Consider the following 26150-nt stretch of genomic DNA (forward strand, 5'->3'; position numbering starts at 1 on the left):
CCTCTGCGCATTCGGCTCCGGCTAGGAATCCGGCTCCGGCGGCAGCGAATCGGCGTGCGGCACGAACGCCGGGGACAGCACGACGTCCTCGTAGTACCGGTGGAAGACGGGCGTCGCCGCCCCCGACATCGGCGGGACGATCCAGCTCCAGTCGGCCGGGCACACGCGCCCGGCCTTCTCCTCCCGGGCGAGGTGCGTCAGGAACCGCCGCGATTCGGTGTGGTGGTCGCTGATCGGGATCCCGGCCGAGTCGAAGGAGTGCAGCACCGCCACGTTCAGCTCCACCAGCGCGTGGTCGCGCCACAGCGAGCGGTCGGTGGAGGTGTCCAGGCCGAGCTGCCCGGCGATCGCGGGGAGCAGGTTGTAGCGGTCCTCGTCGGCCAGGTTCCGCGCGCCGATCTCGGTGCCCATGTACCAGCCGTTGAACGGCGCGCACGGGTAGCGGATCCCGCCGATCTCCAGGGCCATGTTGGAGATCGCGGGGACGGCGTGCCAGCGCAGGCCGAGCCGTCCGAACCACGGGTAGGACGGGTGCGTCAGCGGCACCTCCAGCACGGCGTCGCCCGGCACGCTGCACAGCAGCGGCGCGCCCTCCGCTCCCCTGACCACCAGCGGCAGGACGTCGAACGCGGTCCCCTCACCGCCGCGCCAGCCCATCCGGCGCACCGCGTCGGTGAGGTCCGCGTTGCGGGGGTCGCCGACCACCGAGCCGTCCGCCTTGCGGTAGCCCGCGTAGCGGATGAGCTGCTCGTTCCAGATCCGCGGCCCGGGCCTGCCAGGCCGGTCGGGGGCGAACACGGTGATGGTCGGCCGGATCTTCCCGCCCGGCGCCGCCTGGCGAAGGTGCTCCACCGACTCCACCGCCACCCCTTCGGCGGTGGAGGTCCCGCGCCGGTCGCGCACCCGCAGCGACTTCCAGTACAGCCGCCCGATGCACCGGCCGCTGTTGCGCCACGCCACCCTCGCGCCGTGGGCGAGTTCCTCCGGGGTGTGCGTGTAGGTGCCGGTGGACTCGAACTCGGCGCGCACCTCGCGCAGCCGGGGCCTGATCGAGCCGGCGTGGGGGTTCTCCCGGTGGTAGGAGGTCAGGAAGCCCTCGGCTTCGATCAGGTCGGCCGTCCCGGGCGGATGCGTGTCCGGCGGGTCGCCCGTGACGGGACACCCGTGTTCCGCTCCGATTGCGTCCGTTGGGAAGCCTTGGTCGGGGTCCGGGCCGAACGGCCGGGACCTTCGCCAGGTCAGCACGTGAGAAACCGCCCACTGTCGACACACGGACGGCGTCGCCGCTCCGGGACGGCGAGCGCGTCCTGCACGCGACGGCCCTGCCCCGCCGCGTCCGAATCCGATTCCGCGAACGCCTCACGTGACATACGCGAGGCATATGACATCTTCTGTGATGATCTCTGATCTGTCTTGCAAACCCGGAAAACAGCAGGTTAATCGGTTAAATCCGCGATCCAGGGCATGATCTCACGCAAACGAACAAGGCCCCCGGGATCACCCGAGGGCCTTGCCATCAACGCTCCCGCGACAGGACTCGAACCTGTAACCTGCCGGTTAACAGCCGGACGCTCTGCCGATTGAGCTACGCGGGACCGCGTGCGCACCTGCGAATCTCAAACCCTTCGGCCCTGTTCGCACCGCGCGGCACTAGATTAGCGCACATCCACGGGTGCGTGCTCCAACCGCGCCTCGGGGTAGGGAGCCTGATAGCGGGGTAGCGGGGAGACCTACGACAGGCGGAGGTGGAGAAGGTGCGTTATCGAGTGACGTTCGCCGTCGGGCTGGCGGTCGGATACGTCCTGGGCAGCCGGGCCGGGCGAGAGCGTTACGAGCAGATCAAGCGGGCCACGCAGCGGGTCGTGGACAGTCCCGCCGTGCAGGAGGCGGCGGGCCTGTTCGGCGCGCGGGTCTCACAGGCCGCGGGGGCGGCGAAGGACAAGGCAGGCGGCGTCCTGAGCGACCACGTGCCGTTCCTCGGCCGTGACGGCCACCGCGACGACCACACGGGCGGCCATGACGGCGGAACGGACGCCTGGGGGCCGGAGAACACCACGAGCGGGCGCCGCGGCGGCGGAACCAGCCGGAATCAGATCCCATAGCTGCGCCGCACGCCCTCCAGGGCCTGCTCGGCGAGAGCCCGCAGGCCCGGGTCGTCGGGGTCGAGCCCCTCGTCGAAGAGGAACTCCCAGATGGGCTCGTCCTGGCCGGGCACGCGGCGGGCGACCAGTCGCACGCCGCCCCGGCCGGGCAGCGGCACGTGCCGGCTGACCAGGATCGACGACGTCACCCGCTCCTTGACCACCTCGGGCAGGCGGCCGGGGACGGGGACGCGGAACACGTGACGCTTGCCCTCGGTGGTCAGCAGCCGCAGGCCGTCCTCGCCCCACTCGCCCCGGTCGATCAGATACCAGGGCAGCCGCGCGCCGCCCGGCAGGTAGAGCGCGCGGTCGGTGGCCACGAGGTGACCGTCGTCGTCGGTCCCGGCGTGCGTGAGCACGCGCTCGCCGTCGTCGACGGACACGCCGGCGGGCAGGCGGCGCGAGCCGAAAGGCAGCTTCATGCCCCCAACGTACCCAGGCCGGGTCCGGCGCCCGACTCGGGCTCGGGCCCGGTTCCGGCGGTGAGCGCCGCGTCGGCCAGCAGGTCGAGCGTCAGCGCTGCCGACCACGAGAAGTCGCGGCAGCCCCGGCCGCTGCCGTCGAAGGGGTCGAAGCACTCGCGGAAGCCTGCCTGCCGCACCAGCCGCAGGGTGCAGGCAGAGAGCACCTGGGCCAGCTCGGTGAAGCCGTGCGATCCCGCCGCGTGCCACAGCAGCCAGTTGGTGTTCACCCACGACGGGCCGCGCCAGTAGTGGGAGCGGTCGAACTGCGCGGCCCGGATGTCGATGCTCGGCACCGGATATCCGGCCGCGCCCATGAACCTGCCCGACTCCAGCGTGGCGACCAGGGCCGACACCTGCTCGCCGGGCATGCGCGGGTCGAGCAGCGGCGCGAACGACCCGACGGTCGCGATCGGGATCGGGGCCCCCGCCCGCAGGTCGCGGGCGTAGTAGAGGCCGTCCCAGCCGTTCCACAGCCGGGCGGCCAGCGCGCCCCTGATCCGCTCGGCCGCCTCCAGGTGCGGCCGGGGATCGGCGCCCGCCACCGGCGCCAGCTCGGCGAGCGCCTCGCAGGAGGCCAGCCAGATCCCGTTGAACATCGGGTCCTCGACCGCGAACGGATGGTCCTGCCGCAGATATCTCGTGTCGTATCCGGAGTCGCGGTAGCTCAGCGCCAGCGACACGTAGCGGTCGTGGTGGTTGTCCGGGTGCCTGCCCGGCAGCATCTCGCGGTGGTAGGCGTACCGGACGGCGGGCAGCGCCGCCAGCGGGGAGTCCCACACCGGGCTGTCGTCCATCCCCGACTCCCACGGATGCACGATCGCCGCCAGCCCCGCGCCGCCCAGGTCGCGCGTGGTCTCCAGGTAGTCGTGCTGGGCGATCAGCATCGGGTAGACCTGCCTGACGAAGCCCTCGGCCGTCTCCGGGTCGTCCGCGTACCGCCACAGCCACCAGACGGCCAGCGCGTGCAGCGGGGGCTGGGTCAGCCCGGAGGTGGCCACGTCTCTCGGGGCGGCGGCGTTGTCGTGCGACCGCCACACCGAGGGGCCCGGAAAGTAGCCGCCGGCCGTCCGGAAGAGGATGTGCGGCACCATGCCGGTCCGCCACTGGCCGCCCAGCAGCCCGGCCAGCTCGGCCCTGGCCCTGCCCGGGTTGGCCCGCGCCAGGCCGATCGTCACGAAGGCGGAGTCGAAGCTCCACTGGTGCGGGTAGAGCCCGGGTGCGGGCACGGTGGCCGTACCCGTCCAGTTCGCGTCGAGCACGGAAAGTGCCTCGCGCCCGAGCGCGGCGTCGTCAACCGCGGGCCGCGCCTCCATCCATCCAGTTTGCGTTGTTATGTTCAAGGTGAACACCCCTGCGTAGCGGCGCGTTCACCCAGAACCGGTCAGCGAACCCCCAACAAGCACCCGCCACGCCCCTCCTCCCGGCCGTCCTGGCCGGATCCGTCGCCCCTGGCCGCACATTCCGAAATACACACACAGAAGATCGGTATATACCCATGCATTTGTGGGAATTGCCCGCTGGTTTTCCTACACCCACGCCCAGGGTCCCGCCGTACGGTCGTCGATCAATGCGGATGATCGCACGGTTCATCGCAAGGAAGATCGCACCGATGATCACCAATACGGCGGCCGGGCAAGGCTTTTCCACCCACATATCCGCTGGTCAGGGCGGGTGTGTCGGATCCCGCGCAACCGAACGCCCGGAAGGGGCCGTCCGGGTGCGCCGGGTGTCCGGCCCGACCGATCGCACCGGTGGCGACGATCACGAAAAGGTCGTGATCGCCGCGACCGGTGTGATCGCGATGTCAGATGTCAATCGAGGTAGTCGCGCAGCATCTGGGCCCTGGTGGGGTGGCGCAGCTTGGCGAGGGTCTTCGACTCGATCTGCCGAATCCGCTCCCTGGTCACGCCGAACTCCCTGCCCACCTCTTCGAGGGTGCGAGGGTGCCCGTCGGACAGACCGAACCGCAACTGGATGATGCGCTGCTCACGCTCGGACAGCGTCGCCAGGATGTCGTCGAGCTGGTCCTGCAGCATGATGAACGCGGCGGCCTCCATGGGCACCACCGCGTCCGCGTCCTCGATGAAGTCTCCGAGGTCGGAGTCCTCCTCGCCGATCGGCGACTGGAGGGACACCGGTTCCTGCGCGATCCGCTGGATCTCCACCACTCGGTCGACGGGGAGGTCCATCTCCACCGCGATCTCCTCCGGCGCGGGTTCGCGGCCGAGATCCTGGTGAAGCTGACGCTGGACGCGCACGAGCTTGTTGATCGTCTCCACCATGTGGACCGGAATCCGGATCGTACGCGCCTGATCGGCGATGGCCCGGGTGATCGCCTGGCGGATCCACCAGGTGGCGTAGGTGGAGAACTTGTAGCCCTTGGTGTAGTCGAACTTCTCCACCGCGCGGATCAGGCCGAGGTTGCCCTCCTGGATCAGGTCCAGGAACAGCATGCCGCGCCCGACGTAGCGTTTGGCGATCGAGACGACCAGTCGCAGGTTGGCCTCGATCAGCCGCTGCTTGGCCCGGTTCCCGTCCCAGACCAGTTCCTGGAGCTCCGGGTGAGCGAGCCGCAGGACACCGCCGGCCAGCTTCTCCTCCGCGAACAGCCCGGCCTCGATGGACTTCGCCAGTTCCACCTCCTCCTCCGCTGTCAGCAGGGGCACTCTGCCGATCTCCCGCAGGTAGATGCGGACCAGATCGCTCGTTGGCGCCCGCTTGACGGTGTCTTCGTCATCGACCCGAGCGGTGTCCTCGTCACCCTGTGGTTCGAGAACCTCCACACCCTGCTCGGCGAGCATCCGCACGACGCGCTCCAGCGCGTCGGACGGCAGCTCGGATCGGTCGAGCGCGGCGGCCACGTCGTCGACAGTGACGCTTCCGCGCTCCCTTCCCTTCGCGACGAGGTCCGCCACCTGGTCTACCGATGGCGGCCCACTTGGCAGAACCGATGCACCCACGGAACACAGTCTGCTGTATTGGGCCCGTAAAACGGCAGACCTATTTTTGTCACCGATGGTAAGGCGGAGGTCATTACCAAAACGAGATCTGCTATAGGTTTGGCTCAAGCGCCTTCAGGAAAGTAATGCCCATTACGCGATCTTTTCCCGAGCGGCCTGGCCGCTCGGGCAGGGCAGGGTGCCCCAACTTTCACCGCAAATCACCCCTAATCCACCTGCTGCTCCCCAGCCCTACACGGGAGTACGGTCAACCCCGTATACACGGGAGTCGTCACCATCGCCCTCCCTCATCCCTCTGGTCCCCCGCACTACTACCGGCGCAGTAGTCCACGACGCGACCGGTCCCCACGGCGTAGGGCGAACACCCTCTCCCAGGGGGACGAACGCCGCCGTCGCACCGTGAAACCGTCTTCTCAGACAGCAGGACGTGCGGACACCTGAGCGCATGGAGGCGATAGATGACCGGGCGGATGAACATGGCGAGCTGGATCCGTGACCACGGGACCGCCATCGACACCCTGGACTTCGACGCCCGCCTGGACGACCTCGAACCGCTCCGCGACGTCGTCGGCGACGCGCGGGTGGTGGCGCTGGGAGAGAGTTCGCACCACATTCGGGAGTTCTACCAGGTACGCCACCGCATCCTGCGCTTCCTGGTCGAACGTTGCGGCTTCCAGGTGTACGCCCTGGAGGCCCCCTTCACCCAGGGACAGGTTCTGCAGGAGTGGGTGCGGGGCGGCCCCGGGACGGTGGAACAGATCGCCGAGAGCGGCATCGCCATGTCCCTGGGGCAGTGCCGGGAGATGCACGAGGCGCTCACCTGGATCCGGCAGCGGAACGAGAAGACCGAAGGGCGGCCGCTCAGGTGCGCCGGCACCGACCTGCCCGGCGCGTTCGGATCGCCCCTGCCCGCGCTGGAGGCGATCACCGAATACGTGAACCGGGCCTGCCCCGACGCGCTGCCCGCCCTGGAGGCGGCGACCGGCGTGGCCCGGAGCTTCCACGACCCCGTCACCATGCGGGCCTTCGCCCGCTACCACGAACTCGGCCCCGGCGAGCGGGACACGCTGACCAGCGCACTGAGCCGCTTGACGGCCCGGCTGGGACGGCTGAGCCTCGTCCGGCGCGGCCGGGGCCACGGGGGCGAGCACGACACGGCGATGTGGCACCTTCGCGGAGCCTGGTACCTGGACCAGCTCCACCGCGCCACCACCGAGGAGGACTTCGAGGCCGCGTCGACGTTCCGCGACGTCTACATGGCCGAGTCGGTCCTGCGCCTGCTGGAGGAGGACCCGGGCGCTCGTGTCGTGCTGGCCGCGCACAACTGGCACATCCAGCGCACTCCCGCGGCCGAGAGCGACGACCGCCCGCTGCTGCCGGCCGGAGCCCACCTCGCCGCGGCCCTTGGAGACGACTACCGGGCCATCGGCGTGACCGCGAGCCACGGCCGCACCACCACGGTGGGCGAGGCGACACCGGAACACCCCGAGGGCACCTGGTACGACGCACCGCTCTCGCCGCCCGCCGACCACAGCATCGAGGCCGCCTTCCCCACCGACGCCCTCTGGACCCTCGCCGACCTCCGCGCGGCCCGCCCCCACATCCATGACGCGGACACCTTCCAGCACTCCCGGATGGCCGACTACTTCCTCGACATGCCGGTATTCGCGGCCTTCGACGCCATCGCCCACGTATCCCACACAACCGGCACCGACTACGTGGTCCAGCGCTGACCGCCCACGCCCGCCCATCCACCGCATGCCTTTACAAAGTAGAGTAAATCCCCGAATTGCAGTGCATCCACACAGGTAAGCAGCACATCCGGATGCTCTGGCCTGGGCGGGCGGCGCGCAAGCAACGGTGGCTCTGCTGGGGAGGATGCTGAGACGGGTGCCGCGATCCGCGCAAACGTGTTTCCTCCCCCGCCGCGCCCCCGGCGCTGGACACCCTCGGGATCCCCCCGAACCGCAGGCTGGAGCGGATCCCCTGCCGAGCGGCAATGGATCTTCCGCCCCAGGGCTGGGCGTGAGTGCTGTGAACCGCGTGAAAGGGATGCCTTCGGTCGCCGTCTTCCAGACTCGGCGCGCCGCATCCACCCGAATGTCGATAAACGACGGCACGGCCACCCTTGCGCCGAACAGGCCCTGAGAGCGAGAGCGATCAGATGATCCGTCGGCGGCCGGAACCGAGCCCCGGCCGCGTCCCGTCGGGATTGCGGCTCCCCTCCAGGAACGACCGCAGTTCGGCGGTGTCGACGATGTCGGCCAGCCTCGGAAAGACGCTGGTCATCAGAACCATGTGGACCTGCGGGTCCGGGCCGGCGACGCAGTCGGAGAGGACGTAGAGCCGGTAGTCCCGGTCGGCGGCGTCAGTGACCGAGGCCAGGATCCCCTCCTGGAATCCATGACGAGCAGCGCGGCCGTCCGTGGGTCCAGCGACGCGGGCGTGGCGGTCACGTTCTCTCCTTCGGTGATGAGGACGCCCTGGCGGGCGAAGGCGCGCGCCGGGGAAGCAACAGCGGGGTCGCCAGGAGCAGCACCCCGGCCAGACCGATGGCCGTGCGCGCCCCGAACAGGCCGCCCAGGACGCCCCAGACGGCCGTCAGGAGCGCGGTGGAGGCCCTGGTCGTCACCGTCCAGGCGGACAGTGTGCGGGTGACCCGGTCGGCCGGGGTGCGTTCGAGCCGGTATGTCGCGAAGACGGGATTGAAGACCGCGCAGCAGAAGATGAGCCCGAGTTCGACGCCCATCACCAGCGGCAGCCCCCCTGCGTTCGGCGGCCCCACGAAGACCAGGCCGAGGGGCCAGAGCGCGCGCAGCGTCCCGGCCACGACCAGGACCCGGTGCTGCCCGAACCGGGTGACGAGGGGGCGGGCCAGCCGCGAACCGAACAGCCCGCCGATCGCGGGCGCGGCGAAGGCGAGGCCGTACTGCCACGGCGTGAACCCGAGTTCGCCGAGCATCAGGACGGCCAGCAGCGCGTCGGTGGCCATCACCAGCCCGTTGAACACGGTGGTGTTGAAGAACAACGGGCGCAGCGTCGCGTCGGCGAAGATGTGCCGCCAGCCGTCGAGCAGGTCGCGGGGGCGCGTGCGCACGCCGTCCCGGCGCACGGGCCGCGGCTCCTGGCCGCCCATCGCGCGGATGCCCAGCGCCGAGAGCAGGTAGCTGACCGCGTCGGCCACCACCGTCGCGACCGGGCCGAGGAGCCCGATCGCGGCACCGCCCAGCGGCGGGCCGATGATCGTGGTCGTCCAGGCCGTGGACTCGAACCGGGCGTTGGCGACGAGCAGGTCCCCGACCGGGAGCGACGTCTTCAGGTACGCGCCGGAGGCGGCCCGGAAGGTGATGTCCGCCGCCGCGACGACGACCGAGACCAGCAGGAGCTGAACGAAGGAGAGCACCCCGAGCGCGAACGCGGCGGGGATGGTCAGCAGCGCCGCGAACCGCACCAGGTCCGTTCCGATCAGCACCGGCCGCTTGCGGCGGAACTCCACCCACGGGCCGAGCGGCACCGCCACGGCCGCGCCGACCGCCGCCGCCACGGCGGACAACGCCGCGACCTCCGCCGGACCGGCGTCCAGCACCTGGACGGCGATCAGCGGGAACGCGCCGAAGGCGAGCCAGGTGCCGAGCGCACTGGTCGCGTACGCTCCCCACAACCACCCGAACGACCGCCCCAGCCGATGCCCGCTCCGCATGCCCGATGCCCCTCGCCACTCGCCTCGCCCGCACAACCGATTCGCGATCGAAAGGCATCAAAGCGCGCGGTGCATCAGGGGATCAAACAACCACAGGCCACCTCTGCACAACCAAACGTTGTATCGATAGGGTGTCCGCATGGACCTCGACACCGTCCGAACCTTCCTCGCCGCCGCCGACACGGGGCAGTTCCAGGAGGCCGCCGCCGAGCTGGCGATCACCCAGCAGGCCGTCTCCAAGCGCATCGCCGCGCTGGAGCGCGACCTCGGCGTCCGGCTGTTCACCCGCACTCCGCGCGGCGCCGAGCTCACCATCGACGGGCAGGCGTTCCTGCCCCACGCCCGCGACCTGCTCCGGGTCGCCGAGCGCGCGGTCGCGTCCGTCCGCGCGGGCAGCCGTCCGCTGCGCGTCGATGTCCTCGCCTCACGCGGCGCGCAGTCGGGGCTGCTCCGTGAGTTCCACCGCGCGCACCCGGAGATCGAACTCGACGTGGTGATGCTGTTCGACATCGACACGGCCGTCGCCGCCATTCGGTCGGGCGTGATCGACGCGTCCTTCCGCGCGGTCGCCGTGCCCGGCCGGCCCCTTCCTGACGACATCAGGTCCGTCAGGGTCCTCGACGAACCGCTCCAGCTCCTCACCGGCCCGGCGCACGCGCTGGCGTCCAGTCGGTCGGTGCCCCTGGCCCGGCTCACCGGGCACCGGATCTGGATGCCCGGCATCGTCCAGGGCACGGAGTGGGCCGCCTACTACGACGACCTCGTCGCCGAGTTCGACCTCACCATCGAGGCGACGGGGCCCAACTTCGGCTCCGACGCGCTCCTCGACACGATCGCCGACACCCCGGCCCTGGCCACCTTCATGGGCGAGCACACCCGCCTCGTCTGGCCCACCGGCTACGGCCTGCGCCGCATCCCGGTGACCGGCCCCACGCCCGTCTACCCACACTCCCTCCTATGGCACCGTGACAACTCCCACCCGGCCCTCCCCACCCTCCGCGACCACCTCGCCACCACAACCCCTGGCCACAGCGCGCCTGACACCTGGGTACCCGCCTGGGCCACCCCCCACTGACCCCAGACCGGACCGAGACCGAGGCTCTCGTCCATGCCGAGGCGGATGGGTGCCGCGACGGCCGACGCCCGCCCCGACCAGCGCGGCCCCCTTCACCGCTCCTCGCCGCCGAGCCCCCACGACCAGCGGCCCTCTCACCCCCGCTCATCGCACGCCTCAGGTCGGGCGGTGCCCCGTGATTCCCCGCCTCTCCGTCCATCGGAGGTAGGCGACCGACGCCGGCGCGCAAACTGCACCCGGAATCAGCGGAGGGCGCCCTGCTCCTAAGCGAAGGGCCGGCACCGGCAGCCGTGCGAAGCCCCTGCCGGCCGCACACGTGACGGCGAGCACGAAAGATCGAGAGCGGCTACCGCCGCATGCCGTACTCCCCCGCATGTACGGCGTGCCGCGATCGCGAGGGCCATTTCGCCCGGCCCAGCCAACAGAAGGCACGGCCGGGTGCACCTGGCCCTGAGCGAACGGACGGCACCAGCGGCAGCAGCAGCGGCAAGGCCCTGGTAGCCGACGACGCAACGGCGAGCACCACAAGCACCCTGCACGCGCCGGGCACCGACGGCACCGGGAGTGTTCAAGGAACGGTGGCTCTGCTGGGCGAACCCTGAGTTGAGCGCCGTGATCTGCGCAAACGCGCGGCCTGTCACCGTCACGACCCCGACGGTGGACACACCCATGGCACCCAGGATCGGCGTCGGCGACTGCCACCGCATGCCGTACACGCCCGCCCGGAACGCGACGAAACAGCGGAGGACGGCGATTGGTGGCCCGTCAGGTCGCGTAAATGGTGGCGGTTCCTACAGCTCAAGTACAAGTCGGCGGCTTCTGGCAGGCCGCCTTCCCCCTGCCCAGAACGCGACCTGGACGGGCGGTGCGGTGACCAGCGTGGGACGCGTCGGGCGGAGCCCGGCCCCAAGAGGAACAGCCCGAGCGCAGCGAGGCCCGGTGGCGGGAGGGGTGGGCTAGGCGCTGCCGGCGGCTCGGTCGCGGAGGACTCGGCGTTGTTGTTCCAGGGCGACCAGTTCGCCGAAGAGGCGGTTGTACTCCTGTTGCTGCTCCACGGGGTTGAGGCGTTGCAGGCGGGACTTGGACTGGGCGATGGCGCGGTCGACCGCGATGGCCTCCAGGGCGGCGAGCATGGCCGCGCCGTAGCGTTCCTCGCCGCCGGTGTCGATGCGGAGGGCCTCGACGGCCATGCGGGTGATCATGGGGCGGATGGCGTCGGAGACGCCGTCGAGGAGGCGGTCGATCCACTCGCGGCCGCCGGGGCCCGCCTGGGCGGTGCCGCCGGCGCCGAGGAGCCAGGCGTAGAGCTCGACGTGTTCGGGGAGGGTGAACGCCTGGGGGCCCAGGGCGTCGAAGCCGGGGCCGAGCAGGGCCGGGCGCTGGACGGCGAGCTTGAGGACCTCCGCCTCGACGCGCACCCCGGGGTCGCCGGGATCGGGGACGCGCTCGGTCTGCCGGGCGGGCCGCTGGGCCTGGTCGCCGCGCCGACCGGCCTGGTCGCCACGCCGCGACTGCCCCGCCCCGCCCGGACCACCGGAAGCGCCGCCGCCCTGGCCGACCATCTCGGAGATCCGCCCGATCACGAGTTGTTCGTTGAGGAAGCCGAGCCAGCGGTCGAGGTCGATCGCGTACATCTGGCGCAGCGCGCGGTCTTTGATGGAGGCCACGATGGGCGCGGCGGCGTCGAGGGCGGCGAGCCTGCCCTCGTTGGTGGCGAGGTCGTAGCGGGCGATCACGCTGCGGATGGCGAACGCGAACAGCGGCTCGCGGCTGGCGACGAGGTCTCTGACCGCGGCGTCGCCGTGCTTGACCCGCAGGTCGCACGGGTCGAGCCCGTCGGGCTGGACCGCGACGAAGGTCTGGGTGACGAACTTCTGCTCCTCGGCGAAGGCGCGCAGCGCGGCCTTCTGGCCCGCCGGGTCGCCGTCGAAGGTGAAGACGACCTCGCCGCGGAACTCGGCCTGGTCGAGCAGCAGCCGCCGGAGGACCTTGATGTGGCCCTCGCCGAAGGAGGTGCCGCAGGTCGCCACCGCCGTGGGGACCCCGGCGAGGTGGCAGGCCATGACGTCGGTGTAGCCCTCGACGACGACGGCCTGGGAGCGCTTGGAGATCTCGCGCTTGGCCAGGTCGAGGCCGTAGAGGACCTCGCTCTTCTTGTAGAGGGGGCTTTCCGGCGTGTTCAGGTATTTGGGGCCGTCGTCGTTGTCGAGCAGTTTGCGCGCCCCGAAGCCGATCACGTCGGCGGTGATGTCGCGGATCGGCCACACCAGGCGGGCCCGGAACCGGTCGATGGGGCCTCTGCGGCCCTCCTTGGCGAGGCCGCCCTTGATCAGTTCGGCGGCGGTGAAGCCCCGGCCCATCAGGTGTTTGGCCAGGCGGTCCCAGTCGGGCGGGGCGAAGCCGACGCCGAAGTGCTCGGCGTCGACCCGCTCGAAGCCGCGCTCGGACAGGAACTTGCGGCCGGGGGCGGCCTCGGGGCCGCCGAGCTGCTCGGCGTAGTACTCGGCGGCGGCGCGGTGGGCCTCGATCAGCCTGGTGCGCTCGCCCTGCTCCCGGCCGGGGACGTAGCCGCCCTGCTCGTAGCGGAGCTGGATGCCGGCCCGCTGGGCCAGCCGCTCGATCGCCTCGGAGAAGCTCAGGTGCTCCAGCCGCCGGACGAAGGTGATGACGTCGCCGCCTTCACCGCAGCCGAAGCAGTACCAGTAGCCGCGGGCTGGGGTGACGTTGAAGGAGGGGCTCTTCTCCTCGTGGAAGGGGCACAGGCCCTTGAGGTTGCCTCCGCCGGCGTTGCGGAGCTGGATGTGCTCGCCCACCACGTCGGCTATCGGTGAACGCTCCCTGACGTGCGCGATGTCGTCGTCGCTGATCCGGCCTGCCACGCCGCGAGTCTATTGGCGGGGACCGACAGATCGCGCACGGGTTCCCCGATTGGCGAGGCGGAGGGACGTCTACCCACTTTTCCGAACCGCCCATGACGAATGTGGCAGTCAGTTAGAAAGGTAGTGGCCCCTCGGCGGGGCCTTTCCGGATACCGTACGCGGGTGGAGAAGATGAGATCGGGGCACAACAGACGTTTCGGACGTCTGGCCGCAGCGGCCACGGCGGCCGGTGCGGCCTTCCTGACCGGTGCCTGCGCCTCGGCCGGCGGTGTGGCGGGCGTCGCCACGGTCTCGCCGACGGCCGAACCGGCGTCCTCGCCTGGCGTCATCGCCACGATCCCCGCCCCGGCGGAGGAAGCGGCCGGTGGGGCCGCCGAAGGCGGTACGGCGACGACCGGGCCCGGCTCCGGCGTGAACCGCCCGCCCGGCTACGAGCCGGTGCGCGTGCCGCCGCCGAAGATCTCGAAGTACACCTACGCCTTCCCGGTGAAGGACTGCGAGGCCAAGTACGCGCGCAAGCTGCTGGTGCTGACCAAGACCACGATCTGGGCCGAGCGCGGCTGCGCCTTCATCGCGCCGATCGACGGCACGATCGACGAGGTCTCCTACGGCGACGCGTGGAGCGCCGCCACCAACCAGGGCAAGGACCGCGAGGGCCGCTTCGTGTCGATCATCGGCATGGACGGCGTGCGCTACCTCGGCGGCCACCTCGACTCGGTGACCCCCGGCCTCACCCCCGGCCAGAAGGTCAACGCCGGGCAGACCCTCGGCCGCGTCGGCAACTCGGGCAACGCCGCGGGCGACGCCACCAACCTCTACTTCGCCATCTCCTGGAAGGCGTCGCCGGGGGCGTGGTGGGTGCGCCGGGGCATGGTCAGGCCGTGGGACTACCTGGACGCCTGGCGCGACGGCAACCGCACCCTCTCGCCCCGCGAGGAGATGCTCGCCGTCCGGAAGCAGGCGGGCGCCGAGCCCGCCTGCCAGATCCTCTGCTCGGGCAACGCCCCGACGGTGAGCACCCCGCAGCCGCAGGAGCGGAAGAAGAAGCGCAAGCCGGACCCGACGCCGCCGGTCGTCCACCCGTCGCCGCCGCACGCCACGATCGGCGCGACCCGGCCGTAGCGGCCGAGAAGAGCCGAGACAGAATCGTCAGAGGGATTCGAGCGGCACGCCGGGGTCGGCGAGAGACTTCGGGTCGGGCGTGCCGCCCCGCCGGATCAGGTCCTGGATCGGGTCGACCACGTCCCAGACGTTGACGTTCATCCCGGCCACGACCCTGCCGCCGCTCAGCCAGAAGGCGACGAACTCCAGGTCGTCCACGGACCCCCGGAAGATCACCTCGTCGTACCCGGTGACGTCGCCGCTGAACTCCATGCCCAGCTCGTACTGGTCGGTAAAGAAGTAGGGCACCCGGTCGTAGGCGACCGTACGGCCGAGCATCGAGCGGGCCGCCTCGGGCCCGCCGTGCAGCGCGTTGGCCCAGTGCTCGACCCGCACCGGCCGGTCGTAGAGGGGGTGCTCGGCCTCGGCGATGTCGCCCGCCGCGAAGACGTCGGGGTGGGAGGTGCTGCGCAGCGACGCGTCCACCAGGACGCCCTCGCCCACCGCCAGCCCGGCCTCGCGGGCCAGGTCCACGTTGGGGGCCGCGCCGATCCCGGCCACCACGTGGTCGGCGGGCAGGCGTTCCCCCTCGGCGGTGCGGACCTCGGTCGCGGTGATCTCCTCGACGCCCGTCCCGAACCGGAACTCCACGCCGTGACGGCGGTGCAGGGCGGTGAAGACCGCGCCCACCTCAGGGCCGAGCACCCGGTTCAACGGGCCGGGCTCCGGCTCCACGACCACCACGTGGCACCCGGCCTCGCGCGCCGCGGCGGCGGTCTCCAGGCCGATCCAGCCCGCCCCGGCCACGACCACCCGGCCGGCCCCGGCGAACGCGCGGCGCAGCCGGTCGCTGTCGCCGAACGTGCGCAGCGTCATCGCGCGTTCCCCGCCGGGCACCGGAAGCCGCCTGGCCGACGAGCCGGTGGCGAGCAGCAGCCGCTCGTACGGCATGACCGCGCCCCCCGCCTGCCGCACCGTGCGCCCGTCGAGGTCGATCGAGACGACGGGGTCGCCGAGCCGGAGATCGACGGCGTTGGCCGCGTACCAGCCCGGCTCGTGCACGAACGCGGCCTCGCGCTCGCTCTTGCCCAGCAGGTAGTCCTTGGACAGCGGGGGCCGCTCGTAGGGGCGCAGTTCCTCCGCGCCGATCAGCGTGACGGGCCCGTCGTAGCCCTCCTCGCGCAGCGTCTCGGCGGCCTTCGCCCCCGCCAGGCCCGCACCGATGATGACATGTCCCGCCATTGGGACCTCCTCGCTTCCTCCGCGTGAGCAGACGCACGGCCGAACGCCATCCGATGGCCGGGTATCCCTCATATCCCCCAGAGCGGGGGTTCAACCCCGGCAGAGCCGGGCGTGCCACGCGACGGCCGAGGTGTCCGTCAGCGAGGCGATCTGGTCGATGACCACCCGCACCCGGCCCGCGTCGGTCCCGGCCCTGGTGAAGGCGGGCCGCAGCGCGGGCTCCAGCGTGCCGGGCGCGCCCAGCGTGATCGCCGAGGCCAGCTCCGCGACGAGTTCGCGCTGCCTGGCCTGGTTGGCGTTGTGGTCGGCGCGGCACATCACATAGTGCGCGGTGATCCCCTTCAGCAGCGCGCACTCCAGCCGGGTGGTCTCCGGCACTACCAGGTCGGCGTCGTAGCGCCCGGTGCGCTCGCCGTACGCGTGGACGGTGGCGTCCTGGGCCGACCGGCACAGGCGTCCGATCAAGGCGCTGGTCAGGCCCTTCAGCGCGGCGAGGTCGGCCAGCGAGGCGTCGAAGTGCCGTGGCCAGTACGGCTGGGCCACCAGCCTGGCCAGGATCGGCTCCAGCGCGGCGGGGTCGGCGCCGGGGGCGTACCAGCCGACGGTCCGCTCGCAGACCTCGGCGCGCTCCACGGGCGAGCGCAGCGCGTCGAGAGTGACGTGCCCGGAGTGCAGCGCGTCTTCCAGGTCGTGCACGGAGTAGGCGACGTCGTCGGCCCAGTCCATGATCTGCGCCTCGAAGCTCACCCTGCCGTCCGGCAGGCCGTCCCTGAACCACCGGAAGACCGGCAGGTCGTCCTCGTAGACGCCGAACGGGCCCTCGCCGCGCGCGGGCCAGGGGTACTTGGTGGCGGCGTCGAGGGCGGCCCTGGTCAGGTTGAGGCCGGCGCTGCGGCCGTCCTCGGTGACGACCTTGGCCTCCAGCCGGGTGAGCAGCCGCAGGCTCTGGGCGTTGCCCTCGAAGCCGCCGCACCCGGTGGCCAGGTCGGCGAGCACCGCCTCGCCGTTGTGCCCGAACGGCGGATGCCCGAGGTCGTGGGCCAGGCAGGCGGTCTCGACGAGGTCGGGGTCGCGGCCGAGGGCCTTGCCCATCTCCCGGCCCACCTGGGCGCACTCCAGTGAGTGGGTGAGCCGGGTCCGGGGGATGTGCTGGCCGTTGCCCAGCGTCTCCCCCGGCCCGACCACCTGGGTCTTGGCCGCGAGCCTGCGCAGCGCGGCGGAGTGCAGCACCCGCGCGCGGTCGCGTTCGAACACGCCTCGTTCCGGGTTGCCGGGAGGTTCCGGCGCCCATCGTTCCTGGTCGTGCTCGTTGTACTGACTCATCGGTAACTGGAGACTATTCCCCATTACCGACATCACATGACCAACAGGAACGTAACAATCAGCGGGTGTCGGATGTCGTCGCGCCGCTGATCGCGGCGCGCCCGGCCTCCAGGCGGGCGACGGGGATCCGGAACGGCGAGCACGAGACGTAGTCCAGCCCCACCTCGTGGCAGAACCGCACCGACTCGGGGTCGCCGCCGTGCTCGCCGCAGATGCCGAGCTTGAGGTCGGGGCGGGTGCGCCTGCCCTCCTCCGCGGCGATCCGCAGCAGCCGGCCGACGCCGTCGCGGTCGATCGTCTCGAACGGCGACACCCCGAAGACGCCCAGGTCCAGGTACTTCCCGAAGAACGCCGCCTCGACGTCGTCGCGGGAGAAGCCCCAGGTCATCTGGGTGAGGTCGTTGGTGCCGAAGGAGAAGAAGTCGGCGGCCTCGGCGATCTGCGCGGCGGTGAGCGCGGCCCTGGGGACCTCGATCATCGTGCCGATCAGCGCGTCCACGCCGGTCTCGCGCAGGATGCCCTCGGCCTCCTCGCGCACGTGCTCCAGCTCCTGGACGGCCCCGACCAGCGGGATCATGATCTCCGGGCGCGGGTCGCCGCCCTTGGCCTGACGGGCGCGGGCGGCCTCGGCGATCGCCCTGACCTGCATCGCGAACAGGCCGGGTACTACCAGGCCGAGCCGTACGCCGCGTAGGCCGAGCATCGGGTTCTGCTCGTGCAGGCGGCGGACGGCCTCCAGCAGCCTGGTGTCCTTGTCCGTGCCCTCGCCCCTGGCGACCTTCACCGAGAGGTCCACGATGTCCGGCAGGAACTCGTGCAGCGGCGGGTCGATCAGGCGGATCGTCACCGGCAGGCCGTCCATGGCCTCGAAGATCTCTTCGAAGTCGGACCGCTGCAGCGGTTCGAGCGCGTCCAGCGCGGCCTTCCGCTCCTCGTCGCCGTCGGCCAGGATCAGGTCCTCGACCAGCCGCCGCCGGTCGCCGAGGAACATGTGCTCGGTGCGGCACAGCCCGATGCCCTGCCCGCCGAACCGCCGGGCGCGCGCCGCGTCCTCGGGGTTGTCGGCGTTGGCCCGCACGCCGAGCGCGCGCACGGAGTCGGCGTGCCGCATGATCCGGTCCACCGCCCGCACCAGCTCGTCGGACGGCTCGGCGCCCTCGAAGTACTCCACCACCGAGGAGTCCACCACGGGCACCTCGCCCAGGTAGACGGCCCCGCTCGTGCCGTCGATGGACAGCACGTCGCCCTCCTCGATCACCACTCCGCCGGGGGCGGTGACACGGCCGGCGCGGGTGTCCACTTCCAGCTCCTCGGCGCCGCAGACGCAGGTCTTGCCCATGCCCCGGGCGACCACGGCGGCGTGCGAGGTCTTGCCGCCCCGGCTGGTCAGGATGCCCCTGGCGGCGATCATGCCGGCCAGGTCCTCGGGGTTGGTCTCACGCCGGACCAGGATGACGTCCTCGCCCTGCGCGGCCAGCTCGACGGCGCGCGGCGTGGAGAACACGGCCTTGCCGACGGCGGCGCCCGGCGAGGCGTTCATGCCGCTGGTGATCTTCTTCGCGGCCACGTCGGTGTCGAAGCGCGGGAACATGAGCTGCGCGAGCTGCCCGCCGGAGACCCGCAGCACGGCCTCGTCGATATCGATCAGGCCCTGGTCGGCGAGCTGCACGGCGATCCTGAAGGCCGCGGCGGCGGTGCGCTTGCCCACCCGGGTCTGCAGCATCCACAGCTTGCCGCGCTCGATGGTGAACTCGATGTCGCACAGGTCGCGGTAGTGGTTCTCCAGCTTCTCCATGATCGCCAGCAGCTCGGCGTAGGAGTCGGGGTCGATCGTGCCGAGCCGTTCGAGCGGCATGGTGTTGCGGATGCCGGCGACGACGTCCTCACCCTGGGCGTTCTGCAGATAGTCGCCGTAGATGCCCTGGTGGCCGCTGCCGGGGTCGCGGGTGAAGGCGACGCCGGTGCCGGAGTCCATGCCCCGGTTGCCGAAGACCATGGTGCAGATGTTGACGGCGGTGCCGAGGTCGGCCGGGATCCGCTCCTGGCGGCGGTAGAGGACGGCGCGCGGGGCGTTCCACGACTCGAAGACGGCCTCCACGGCCATTCGCATCTGCTCGCGCGGGTCGGCCGGGAAGTCACGGCCGGTCTCCTCGCGCACGATGCCCTTGTAGACCTCGACCAGGCGCTGGAAGTCGGCCGCGGTGAGGTCGAGGTCGTCGCGACCGCCCTTCAGCTCGTCGAGGGCGTCCTCGAAGCGGCCGTCGATGCCGAGCACGGTCTTGCCGAACATCTGGACCAGGCGACGGTAGGAGTCCCAGGCGAAGCGGTCGTTGCCGCCCGCCTGCTTGGCCAGCCCGTGGACGGACTCGTCGTTGAGGCCGATGTTGAGGACGGTCTCCATCATTCCCGGCATGGAGAACTTGGCGCCCGAGCGCACGCTCACCAGCAGCGGGTCGTCCGGCTGCCCGAGACGCTTGCCCATCCGGGTCTCCAGCGCCGACAGGTGGGCGGCGATCTCGTCGTCGAGACCGGCGGGGAACGCGCCGTCGGCGAGGTAACCACGGCACGCCTCGGACGTGATCGTGAAGCCCGGAGGGACGGGCAGCCCGAGGTTGGTCATCTCGGCCAGGTTGGCCCCCTTGCCCCCAAGAAGATCTTTGAGATCCTTGTTGCCCTCGGTGAAGTCGTAGACGAACTTCGGCACCGCGACTCCTTCTACGCGCGTCTTGTGAACGCATCGATCCGCCTTAGTGGGACTGTACCGATGAAGTTGATGACGAAACGTCACCCATCTGGAAATAATACGTTTACCCAGGTCAGAGCACTCAAGGAGGTCTAATCCAATTCAAGTTGGATCAAATCCGAGAGCTCCAGCGAATTGGTTTATACCAATTGGTGTAAACCAATTGGGCCCGCCCCGGTGCAGCCGATGGTCCAGGGCCCGTATCCACCGATCGGATGATGCACGTCCGAGCGGGTCGGGCGATGCGGCGCCAGGCGCCCGGCCGGGAAGCTCTTCGTATGGCAATCATCGAAGTCGACGGACTGCGCAAGTCCTACGCGGGGCGGCCCGTGGTCGACGGCGTCTCCTTCGCGGTCGAGGAGGGCGAGATCTTCGGCGTCCTCGGCCCGAACGGCGCGGGCAAGACGACCACCGTGGAGTGCGTCGAGGGCCTGCGCGTCCCCGACGCCGGGCGAGTGCGCGTGGCCGGGATCGACCCGGCGACCGACCGCGCCCGGCTCACCGAGGTGCTCGGCGCGCAGCTCCAGGAGAGCCACCTGCAGGCCAAGCTGACCGTGCGCGAGGCGCTGACCCTCTACAGCGCCTTCTACCCCACCCCCGCCGACTGGCGTCCGCTCGCCGAGCGCCTCGGGCTCGGCGACCGGCTCGACGCCCGGTTCGGCAAGCTCTCCGGCGGCCAGAAGCAGCGCCTGTTCATCGCGCTCGCGCTGGTCGGCGCGCCGAAGGTGGTCGTGCTCGACGAGCTGACCACCGGGCTCGACCCGCGCTCCCGCCGCGACACCTGGAAGCTCATCGAGGAGATCCGCGACACCGGGGTCACCGTGCTGCTGGTCACCCACTTCATGGAGGAGGCCCGGCACCTGTGCGACCGCATCGCCGTCATCCGGGCGGGCAAGGTGATCGCGCTCGACACCCCGACCGGGCTGATCGACGCCGCGGCCGGGGGCACGGAGATCTCCTTCGTCCCGTCGCGCCCGCTGACCGGGGACGAGCTGGCAGAGCTGGCCGCCCTTCCGGGCGCCGGGCCGACGCGCACCGACGGTGAAGGGCGGGTGAGCATCACCGGCACCGACGACACCGCCGCGCCGGTCATCGCGCTGCTCTCCGGGCGCGGTGTCACCCCGCGGCGGCTGCGCGTGGAGGCGGGCACCCTCGACGACGCCTTCCTCGACCTGACCGACGAGGGGAACGACGACCCGAACGACAGAGCGAACGACAAGGCGAACGACAAGGCGAAGGAGGTCACCCGATGACCGGGGCCGGTGCCGTGCTCAGGGCGGAGGCGCGACTGTTCGCCCGCGAGCCGTCCGCCATCTTCTGGATCATCGCCTTCCCCCCGCTGCTCCTCGGGATCCTCGGCCTGATCCCCTCGTTCCAGGTGGCCGACCCCGGCCTCGGCGGACGCCGCGTCATCGACCTCTACATGCCGGTGGCCGCGCTGCTCGGCGCGATCATGGCCGGGATTCAGGCCATGCCACCTGTCCTCACCGGATACCGGGAACAAGGTATTCTCCGCCGCATGTCCACCACTCCGGTGCGGCCGTCCGCGCTGCTCAACGCGCAGATGGTGCTGCACGGCGCCGCCGCCCTGGTCGCGTGCGCCCTGGTGGTCGCGGTGGGCGGCATCCTGTACGGCGTGCGCCCCACCGGCCACCTGCCGGGCAGCCTGCTGGTGCTGCTCCTGACCATCCTCTGCGCGCTCGCCCTGGGCGCGGCCATCTCCGCCGTGACGCCGAACACCAAGGTCAGCACCGCGGTGGGCACGATCATCTTCTTCCCCGCGATGTTCAGCGTCGGCGTCTACGTGCCGATCCAGGTCCTGCCCGAGACGATGCGGCGGGTGATCGAGTTCACCCCGTTCGGCGCCGCCACCCAGGCCCTCGACGAGGCGGCCGGCGGTTCGTGGCCGGGGCTCGCCCACATCGTGGTGATGCTGACCTGGACGGTGGTCCTGTCGGCCGCGGCGGCCCGATGGTTCCGCTGGGAGTGAGGCTGCCGAGGGCGCCGAAGCGCGCCACGTACGGCGCCGCGCCGCCCGCCCCGGGCGTGCGGGGGCCGGAGGACGCGCCGTCGGTGGCCGACACCTGGTGGGGGTACTTCCTGCGCCGCGGGCCGTACGTGCTGCTGGCGCTCGCCTCGGTGAGCGCGGCGTTCACCATGGACCTGCTGATGACCGGCACGGAAGTGGTCATCGCCATGGTGCTGATCGCCCTCGCCCTCACCCTGCACGTGTGGTGGAGCACCGGCCCCGAGCGGCGGCCGGTGCCCTCCGCCGCGAGCCAGGTCTACTACGCGCTGCGCTACCTGATCGGCTTCGCCCTCACCTGGCTCAACCCGTTCTTCGCCATCTACGCGCTGCTCGGCTACTTCGACGCGGGCCCGCTGCTGCCCCGGCGCCTGGTCCGGGCCGGGCTGGTGGCCACCGCGGTGACCATGTCCGGTTCGCAGTCCGGGGGGCTGCCGCCGAGCGACCGCCAGTGGCCCGCCCTGGCCGCGATCTTCGTGATCAACGCCTCGCTTTCCCTGTTCTTCGAGGGCCTCACCGCCAAGGAGACCGAGCACACCGCGGCCAGTGCGGCCACCATCTCCGAGCTGCGGCTCGCCAACGCCCGCCTGGAGCAGGCGCTCGCCGAGAACGCCGGGCTGCAGGCCCGCCTGCTGGCGCAGGCCAGGGAGGCCGGGGTGAACGAGGAGCGCACCCGGCTGGCCGCCGAGATCCACGACACCATCGCGCAGGGGCTGACCGGCATCGTCACCCAGTTGGAGGCGGCGGCCGACAGCGCCGACCAGGCCGCCTCCCGCGACCACATCGCCCGCGCCACCGCGCTGGCCAGGCACAGCCTCGGCGAGGCCCGTCGTTCCGTGCACGACCTCGGCCCCGGCCAGCTCGAACATGACGCGCTGCCGGAGGCGCTGGAGAAGATCGTCGTGGCCTGGTCCGCGGAGACGGGGGTTCCCGCCGCGTTCACCGTCACCGGGCACGCCGAGCCGCTGCTCGACGAGGTGGAGGCCACCCTGCTACGCATCGCCCAGGAGGCACTGGCCAACGTCGGACGGCACGCCGCCGCCACCCGCGCCGGCGTCACGCTCTCCTACATGGACGACGAGGTGAGCCTCGACGTCCGCGACGACGGGCGCGGCTTCGACCTCGCGGCCGTCCGCCCGGCGGACGGCGTGCCCGTGTCCGGCTTCGGGCTGCGCGGCATGCGGGCCCGCACCGAGCGCATCGCCGGGGAGCTGGACATCGAGTCCGAGCCGGGGGCGGGCACCGCCGTCTCGGCCCGGGTGCCGCTGGTGCGCCATGACTGAGCGGCCGATCACACTCGTGATCGTGGACGACCACCCGATCGTGCGGCACGGCCTGCTCGGCATCTTCGCCGCCGCCCCGGGCTTCACCGTGCTGGGCGAGGCGGCGGACGGCGTGGCGGCCGTGGAGCTGGCCGTCCGGCTCGACCCCGACGTGGTGCTGATGGACCTGCGCATGCCCGGGGGCGGCGGCGTGGCCGCCATCGGGGAGCTGTCGCGACGCGGTGTCCGGGCCAAGGTGCTGGTGCTGACCACCTACGACACCGACTCCGACACGGTTCCGGCCATCGAGGCGGGCGCGACCGGCTACCTGCTGAAGGACGCCCCCCGCGACGAGCTGTTCGCCGCCGTCCGGGCCGCCGCCGAGGGGCGCACGGTGCTGTCTCCCGCCATCGCCGCCCGGCTGGTCTCGCGGGTGCGCGCCCCCGGCAACGAGGCGCTGAGCACCCGCGAGCGCGAGGTGCTGCGCCTGGTCGCCAAGGGCACCTCCAACCGCGAGATCGCCGCCGTGCTGTTCATCAGTGAGGCCACGGTCAAGAGCCACCTCACCCACATCTACGGCAAGCTCCGGGTGAAGGACCGCGCCGCCGCCGTCGCGACCGCCTACGACCGTGGCATCCTCGGCCCGTCCACCCCCGGCGGCTGAGCACTACCGGGGGGCCGTGCGGGCGGGTTCGGTCGGGTCGAAGGCGGGCACGACAGGGGTTCTGGCCTTGGCGTCGCGGTCCGGGAGCCACAGCACGAACGTGCTGCCCACGCCCAGGCGGGAGAAGAGCCGCACGTGGCCGCCGTGCGACTCGGCGATCTGGCGGACGATGGCCAGGCCGAGGCCGGAGTGGCGGTCTCGCCTGCCGGTCTCGCCGCGCCAGAACCGGTCGAAGACCCGGTGGCGGTCGTCCTCGGCCAGGCCTGGCCCCTGGTCGCGGACGGCCGCCCAGGTCCAGCCTTCGGCGCGGCCCGCTGCCACGCCCACGGCGCTGCCGTGCGGGGCCAGGCGGACCGCGTTGGACAGCAGGTTGCCCACCGCGCGGCGCAGCGCGTCGTGATCGCCGATGACGATCAGCCCGGTGGGCGCCTCGCGGACGATCCGCATGGCACGCCCGGCCGCGAGGGTCTCGAAGTCGTCGCACGCCTCCAGGGCGACCCGGCCGAAGTCCACGTCGGCGTCGGCGAGGGCCGGGGCCGTACGGCGGGCGGTGGCCAGCAGGTCCTCCACCAGGCGGGTCATCCGCGTGGTCGCCCGGTCCACGATCGCCGAGGCCCGCGCCCGCTCCTCCTCGGTGCTGTCCGGCGAGGTCAGCACCGTGTCCACGTTGGCCCGGATGATCGCCAGCGGGCTGCGCAGCTCGTGCGAGGCGTCGTCGATGAGCTGCCGCTGCGCGCGGAACCCGGCCTCCAGCCGGTCCAGCATGGTGTCCACCGTGTCGGCGAGGTCGCGCAGCTCGTCCTTGGGCCCGCGCAGGCGGATGCGCCGCGACAGATCGGTCGCCTGGATCTCGGCCGCGGCCCGGGTGATCGAGCGCACCGGGCGCAGCACCCGCCCCGACAGCATCCACCCGATGCCCAGGCTCGCCACCAGCAGCCCGCCGAGGGTGACGAAGGCGTAGCGCCGCAGCGTGGCCAAAGTCTTCAGGTTGATCAGGTTCTCCCACTCCCTGACCCGCACGACCGGCTCGCGCCCGAGGACGGTGCCGGTCTCCTTGCTGACGACCTCGGCGTACTCCTTGGACACGGGCCGCTCGTCGGTCGAGGCGGCCACGCCGTAGTAGACCGCGCCGAGCACGGTGGCGGCCAGCAGGAAGAGCAGGCCGGAGTACAGCACGGTCAGCCGGAAGCGGATCGTCTGCATGAACGGCGGCAGGTGTCTCACCCGGCCTCCCTGAGCCGGTAGCCGCGGCTGATGACCGTCTCGATCACCCCGTCGGCGCCCAGCTTGCGGCGCAGGTTGCCGACGGTGACCCGCACGGTGTTGGTGAACGGGTCGGTGTGCTCGTCCCAGACGTGTTCGAGGAGTTCCTCGGTGGAGACCACGTGGCCCGGCCGGGTCATCAGGTAGTGCAGCACGCCGAACTCCTTGGGGGTGAGGCTCAGCGGGCGCCCCCGGTGCTGGGCCTCGACCCTGGCGGTGTCCAGCCGCAGCGCGCCGACCTCCAGCACCGCGGTGCGGCCGGCCACGGCGTCCCTGCGCAGCAGCGCGCGCACGCGGGCCAGCAGTTCGGGGAAGGCGAACGGTTTGACCAGGTAGTCGTCGGCGCCCTCGTCGAGCCCCCGGACGCGGTCGTCGAGCCGGTCGCGGGCGGTCACCATGATGATCCGCACGCTTTGGCCCTGTTCGCCCGCGCGCACGATCCGGCACAGCTCGAAGCCGTCGCCGCTGGGCAGGTTCAGGTCGAGCAGCACCAGGTCGTAGGAGTTGATCTGGAGCTTCTCCTCGGCTTCCGCGAAGTCGTAGGCGACGTCCACGGCGTAGCCGGCGCGCACCAGCCCCAGCCGCAGCGCGTCGACCAGGTCTTCTTCGTCCTCGACCACAAGCAGTCGCATGGCATGAACCTAGTTCCGGATGATGCGCTCCGCGACGTCCGCGGCGCGGTCGATGGGGATGGCGAACCCGATGCCGATGGATCCGCCGCTCCTTGATGACAGGATCGCGGTGTTAACGCCGATCACCTCGCCCCTGGCGTTCACCAGCGGGCCGCCGGAGTTGCCGGGGTTGATGGAGGCGTCGGTCTGCACGGCGGTGGTCTCGCCGCCCGCGCCGAACGGCACCCGCCGGTCCACCGCGCTGACGATGCCGGAGGTGACGGTGCCGGACAGGCCGAGCGGCGAGCCGACGGCGAGCACCTGGTCGCCGACGGCGACATCGGCCGAGCGGCCGAGCACGGCGGGGGTCAGGCCGGTCGTGCCGTCCACGGCGAGGACGGCGAGGTCGTTCCCGGCGTCGGAGCCGACCACCCTGGCCGGGGCGCGGCGGCCGTCGCCGAACACGACGGTGACCCGGCTCCGCCCGGAGACCACGTGCTCGTTGGTGAGGACGTGCCCGGCGGCGTCGATCACGAAGCCGGAGCCGGCGCCCCGGCCGCTCTCCACCGAGACCACGCTGGGCAGCACCCTGGCGGCGACCGCGCCGAGCCCGCCCGCCTGGGCGGCCACGGGCCCGGCCGTGGACCTCGGCAGCGCGGCCGGGGACGGCGGGCCTCCGGTGAGGCGGGCCCCGGC

The 26150-nt window shown here is 71.6% G+C and carries 21 protein-coding genes and 1 tRNA gene; 8 read left to right on the top strand and 14 right to left on the bottom strand.

Going from position 1 to position 26150, the window contains the following annotated elements:
* Window positions 1-21: 21 nt before the first annotated feature.
* Together P3X83_RS30785 and P3X83_RS30790 are read right to left on the bottom strand one after the other, a co-directional pair.
* A complete protein-coding gene (locus P3X83_RS30785; RefSeq protein ID WP_277308792.1) occupies window positions 22-1245 on the bottom strand; it encodes a nitric oxide synthase oxygenase in 1224 nt (407 codons plus the stop codon).
* 277 nt (window positions 1246-1522) lie between these two features.
* Window positions 1523-1595 (bottom strand) — tRNA-Asn (locus P3X83_RS30790).
* Between the two features lie 159 nt (window positions 1596-1754).
* Here P3X83_RS30790 and P3X83_RS30795 point away from each other — a divergent pair.
* Window positions 1755-2102 carry a YtxH domain-containing protein gene (locus tag P3X83_RS30795; RefSeq protein WP_277308793.1) on the top strand — a complete coding sequence of 116 codons (348 nt, stop codon included), beginning with the start codon at window positions 1755-1757 and terminating at the stop codon, window positions 2100-2102.
* On the opposite strand, the gene P3X83_RS30800 is transcribed toward P3X83_RS30795, so the two are convergent.
* From P3X83_RS30800 to rpoD, 3 genes are all read right to left on the bottom strand, one after another.
* A complete protein-coding gene (locus P3X83_RS30800; protein ID WP_277308794.1) occupies window positions 2090-2563 on the bottom strand; it encodes a hypothetical protein in 474 nt (157 codons plus the stop codon). The two genes, P3X83_RS30795 and P3X83_RS30800, sit on opposite strands and share 13 nt — an antisense overlap.
* Entirely contained in the window at window positions 2560-3918 is a 1359-nt protein-coding gene (locus P3X83_RS30805) for a hypothetical protein (RefSeq protein WP_277308795.1), read from the bottom strand. Before P3X83_RS30805 ends, P3X83_RS30800 begins: the two co-directional genes overlap by 4 nt.
* Before the next feature lie 498 nt (window positions 3919-4416).
* A complete protein-coding gene (gene rpoD, locus P3X83_RS30810; protein ID WP_277308796.1) occupies window positions 4417-5520 on the bottom strand; it encodes an RNA polymerase sigma factor RpoD in 1104 nt (367 codons plus the stop codon).
* Between the two features lie 503 nt (window positions 5521-6023).
* Between rpoD and P3X83_RS30815 the strand changes: the two genes are divergently transcribed.
* On the top strand, window positions 6024-7298 hold the full coding sequence (locus tag P3X83_RS30815) for an erythromycin esterase family protein (protein ID WP_277308797.1): 1275 nt from the start codon (window positions 6024-6026) through the stop codon (window positions 7296-7298).
* Between the two features lie 427 nt (window positions 7299-7725).
* Here P3X83_RS30815 and P3X83_RS30820 read toward each other — a convergent pair whose 3' ends face one another.
* Together P3X83_RS30820 and P3X83_RS30825 are read right to left on the bottom strand one after the other, a co-directional pair.
* Window positions 7726-7953: an isochorismatase family protein gene (locus tag P3X83_RS30820; RefSeq protein WP_346742764.1), complete on the bottom strand. Its 228-nt coding sequence runs from the start codon at window positions 7951-7953 to the stop codon at window positions 7726-7728.
* A gap of 64 nt (window positions 7954-8017) precedes the next feature.
* Window positions 8018-9265, bottom strand: coding sequence for an MFS transporter (locus P3X83_RS30825; RefSeq protein ID WP_277308798.1), 1248 nt, complete (start codon window positions 9263-9265; stop codon window positions 8018-8020).
* 139 nt (window positions 9266-9404) lie between these two features.
* On the opposite strand from P3X83_RS30825, the gene P3X83_RS30830 reads away from it, so the two are divergent.
* Window positions 9405-10340, top strand: coding sequence for a LysR family transcriptional regulator (locus P3X83_RS30830; protein ID WP_277308799.1), 936 nt, complete (start codon window positions 9405-9407; stop codon window positions 10338-10340).
* Between the two features lie 956 nt (window positions 10341-11296).
* Here P3X83_RS30830 and dnaG read toward each other — a convergent pair.
* Window positions 11297-13219, bottom strand: coding sequence for a DNA primase (dnaG, locus tag P3X83_RS30835; protein WP_277308800.1), 1923 nt, complete (start codon window positions 13217-13219; stop codon window positions 11297-11299).
* A gap of 171 nt (window positions 13220-13390) precedes the next feature.
* On the opposite strand from dnaG, the gene P3X83_RS30840 reads away from it, so the two are divergent.
* A complete protein-coding gene (locus tag P3X83_RS30840) occupies window positions 13391-14341 on the top strand; it encodes a M23 family metallopeptidase (protein ID WP_277308815.1) in 951 nt (316 codons plus the stop codon).
* A gap of 27 nt (window positions 14342-14368) precedes the next feature.
* Here the strand turns inward: P3X83_RS30840 and P3X83_RS30845 are convergent, their stop codons facing one another.
* The 3 genes from P3X83_RS30845 to ppdK form a co-directional block, all read right to left on the bottom strand.
* On the bottom strand, window positions 14369-15562 hold the full coding sequence (locus P3X83_RS30845; protein ID WP_277308801.1) for an FAD-dependent oxidoreductase: 1194 nt from the start codon (window positions 15560-15562) through the stop codon (window positions 14369-14371).
* A gap of 90 nt (window positions 15563-15652) precedes the next feature.
* Window positions 15653-16885 (bottom strand): deoxyguanosinetriphosphate triphosphohydrolase, encoded by a 1233-nt coding sequence (locus P3X83_RS30850; protein WP_277308802.1) that lies wholly within the window; start codon window positions 16883-16885, stop codon window positions 15653-15655.
* A gap of 58 nt (window positions 16886-16943) precedes the next feature.
* Entirely contained in the window at window positions 16944-19589 is a 2646-nt protein-coding gene (gene ppdK / locus P3X83_RS30855; RefSeq protein WP_277308803.1) for a pyruvate, phosphate dikinase, read from the bottom strand.
* Between the two features lie 317 nt (window positions 19590-19906).
* Here ppdK and P3X83_RS30860 point away from each other — a divergent pair, with 317 nt between their 5' ends.
* Genes P3X83_RS30860 through P3X83_RS30875 form a run of 4 tightly spaced genes read left to right on the top strand, consistent with a single transcriptional unit; the run spans window position 19907 to window position 23580 of the window.
* Window positions 19907-20881 carry an ABC transporter ATP-binding protein gene (locus tag P3X83_RS30860; RefSeq protein ID WP_277308804.1) on the top strand — a complete coding sequence of 325 codons (975 nt, stop codon included), beginning with the start codon at window positions 19907-19909 and terminating at the stop codon, window positions 20879-20881.
* Window positions 20878-21618 (top strand): ABC transporter permease, encoded by a 741-nt coding sequence (locus P3X83_RS30865; protein ID WP_277308805.1) that lies wholly within the window; start codon window positions 20878-20880, stop codon window positions 21616-21618. The genes P3X83_RS30860 and P3X83_RS30865 overlap by 4 nt, the downstream gene beginning before the upstream one ends.
* Window positions 21615-22937 carry a sensor histidine kinase gene (locus tag P3X83_RS30870; RefSeq protein WP_277308806.1) on the top strand — a complete coding sequence of 441 codons (1323 nt, stop codon included), beginning with the start codon at window positions 21615-21617 and terminating at the stop codon, window positions 22935-22937. Before P3X83_RS30865 ends, P3X83_RS30870 begins: the two co-directional genes overlap by 4 nt.
* The gene (locus tag P3X83_RS30875; RefSeq protein ID WP_277308807.1) at window positions 22930-23580 is read left to right on the top strand and encodes a response regulator transcription factor; all 651 of its coding nucleotides are present in this window, start codon (window positions 22930-22932) and stop codon (window positions 23578-23580) included. The genes P3X83_RS30870 and P3X83_RS30875 overlap by 8 nt, the downstream gene beginning before the upstream one ends.
* A 3-nt stretch (window positions 23581-23583) precedes the next feature.
* Here P3X83_RS30875 and P3X83_RS30880 read toward each other — a convergent pair whose 3' ends face one another.
* The 3 genes from P3X83_RS30880 to P3X83_RS30890 form a co-directional block, all read right to left on the bottom strand.
* Entirely contained in the window at window positions 23584-24804 is a 1221-nt protein-coding gene (locus P3X83_RS30880; protein ID WP_277308808.1) for a HAMP domain-containing sensor histidine kinase, read from the bottom strand.
* On the bottom strand, window positions 24801-25475 hold the full coding sequence (locus tag P3X83_RS30885) for a response regulator transcription factor (RefSeq protein WP_277308809.1): 675 nt from the start codon (window positions 25473-25475) through the stop codon (window positions 24801-24803). Before P3X83_RS30885 ends, P3X83_RS30880 begins: the two co-directional genes overlap by 4 nt.
* 9 nt (window positions 25476-25484) lie before the next feature.
* Window positions 25485-26150: trypsin-like peptidase domain-containing protein (locus tag P3X83_RS30890; protein WP_277308810.1), on the bottom strand; the 666-nt coding region annotated here is incomplete at its 5' end.

The organism is Spongiactinospora sp. TRM90649, from assembly GCF_029382225.1.
Lineage (GTDB): Bacteria > Actinomycetota > Actinomycetes > Streptosporangiales > Streptosporangiaceae > Spongiactinospora.

Bases quoted from the DNA above. Each gene is read 5' to 3' on its own strand.
- P3X83_RS30800 (WP_277308794.1), bottom strand. From the start codon at position 2,563: ATGAAGCTGCCTTTCGGCTCGCGCCGCCTGCCCGCCGGCGTGTCCGTC.
- P3X83_RS30805 (WP_277308795.1), bottom strand. From the start codon at position 3,918: ATGGAGGCGCGGCCCGCGGTTGACGACGCCGCGCTCGGGCGCGAGGCA.
- P3X83_RS30815 (WP_277308797.1), top strand. From the start codon at position 6,024: ATGACCGGGCGGATGAACATGGCGAGCTGGATCCGTGACCACGGGACC.
- P3X83_RS30825 (WP_277308798.1), bottom strand. From the start codon at position 9,265: ATGCGGAGCGGGCATCGGCTGGGGCGGTCGTTCGGGTGGTTGTGGGGA.
- P3X83_RS30830 (WP_277308799.1), top strand. From the start codon at position 9,405: ATGGACCTCGACACCGTCCGAACCTTCCTCGCCGCCGCCGACACGGGG.
- P3X83_RS30840 (WP_277308815.1), top strand. From the start codon at position 13,391: ATGAGATCGGGGCACAACAGACGTTTCGGACGTCTGGCCGCAGCGGCC.
- P3X83_RS30845 (WP_277308801.1), bottom strand. From the start codon at position 15,562: ATGGCGGGACATGTCATCATCGGTGCGGGCCTGGCGGGGGCGAAGGCC.
- P3X83_RS30850 (WP_277308802.1), bottom strand. From the start codon at position 16,885: ATGAGTCAGTACAACGAGCACGACCAGGAACGATGGGCGCCGGAACCT.
- P3X83_RS30860 (WP_277308804.1), top strand. From the start codon at position 19,907: ATGGCAATCATCGAAGTCGACGGACTGCGCAAGTCCTACGCGGGGCGG.
- P3X83_RS30865 (WP_277308805.1), top strand. From the start codon at position 20,878: ATGACCGGGGCCGGTGCCGTGCTCAGGGCGGAGGCGCGACTGTTCGCC.
- P3X83_RS30875 (WP_277308807.1), top strand. From the start codon at position 22,930: ATGACTGAGCGGCCGATCACACTCGTGATCGTGGACGACCACCCGATC.
- P3X83_RS30885 (WP_277308809.1), bottom strand. From the start codon at position 25,475: ATGCGACTGCTTGTGGTCGAGGACGAAGAAGACCTGGTCGACGCGCTG.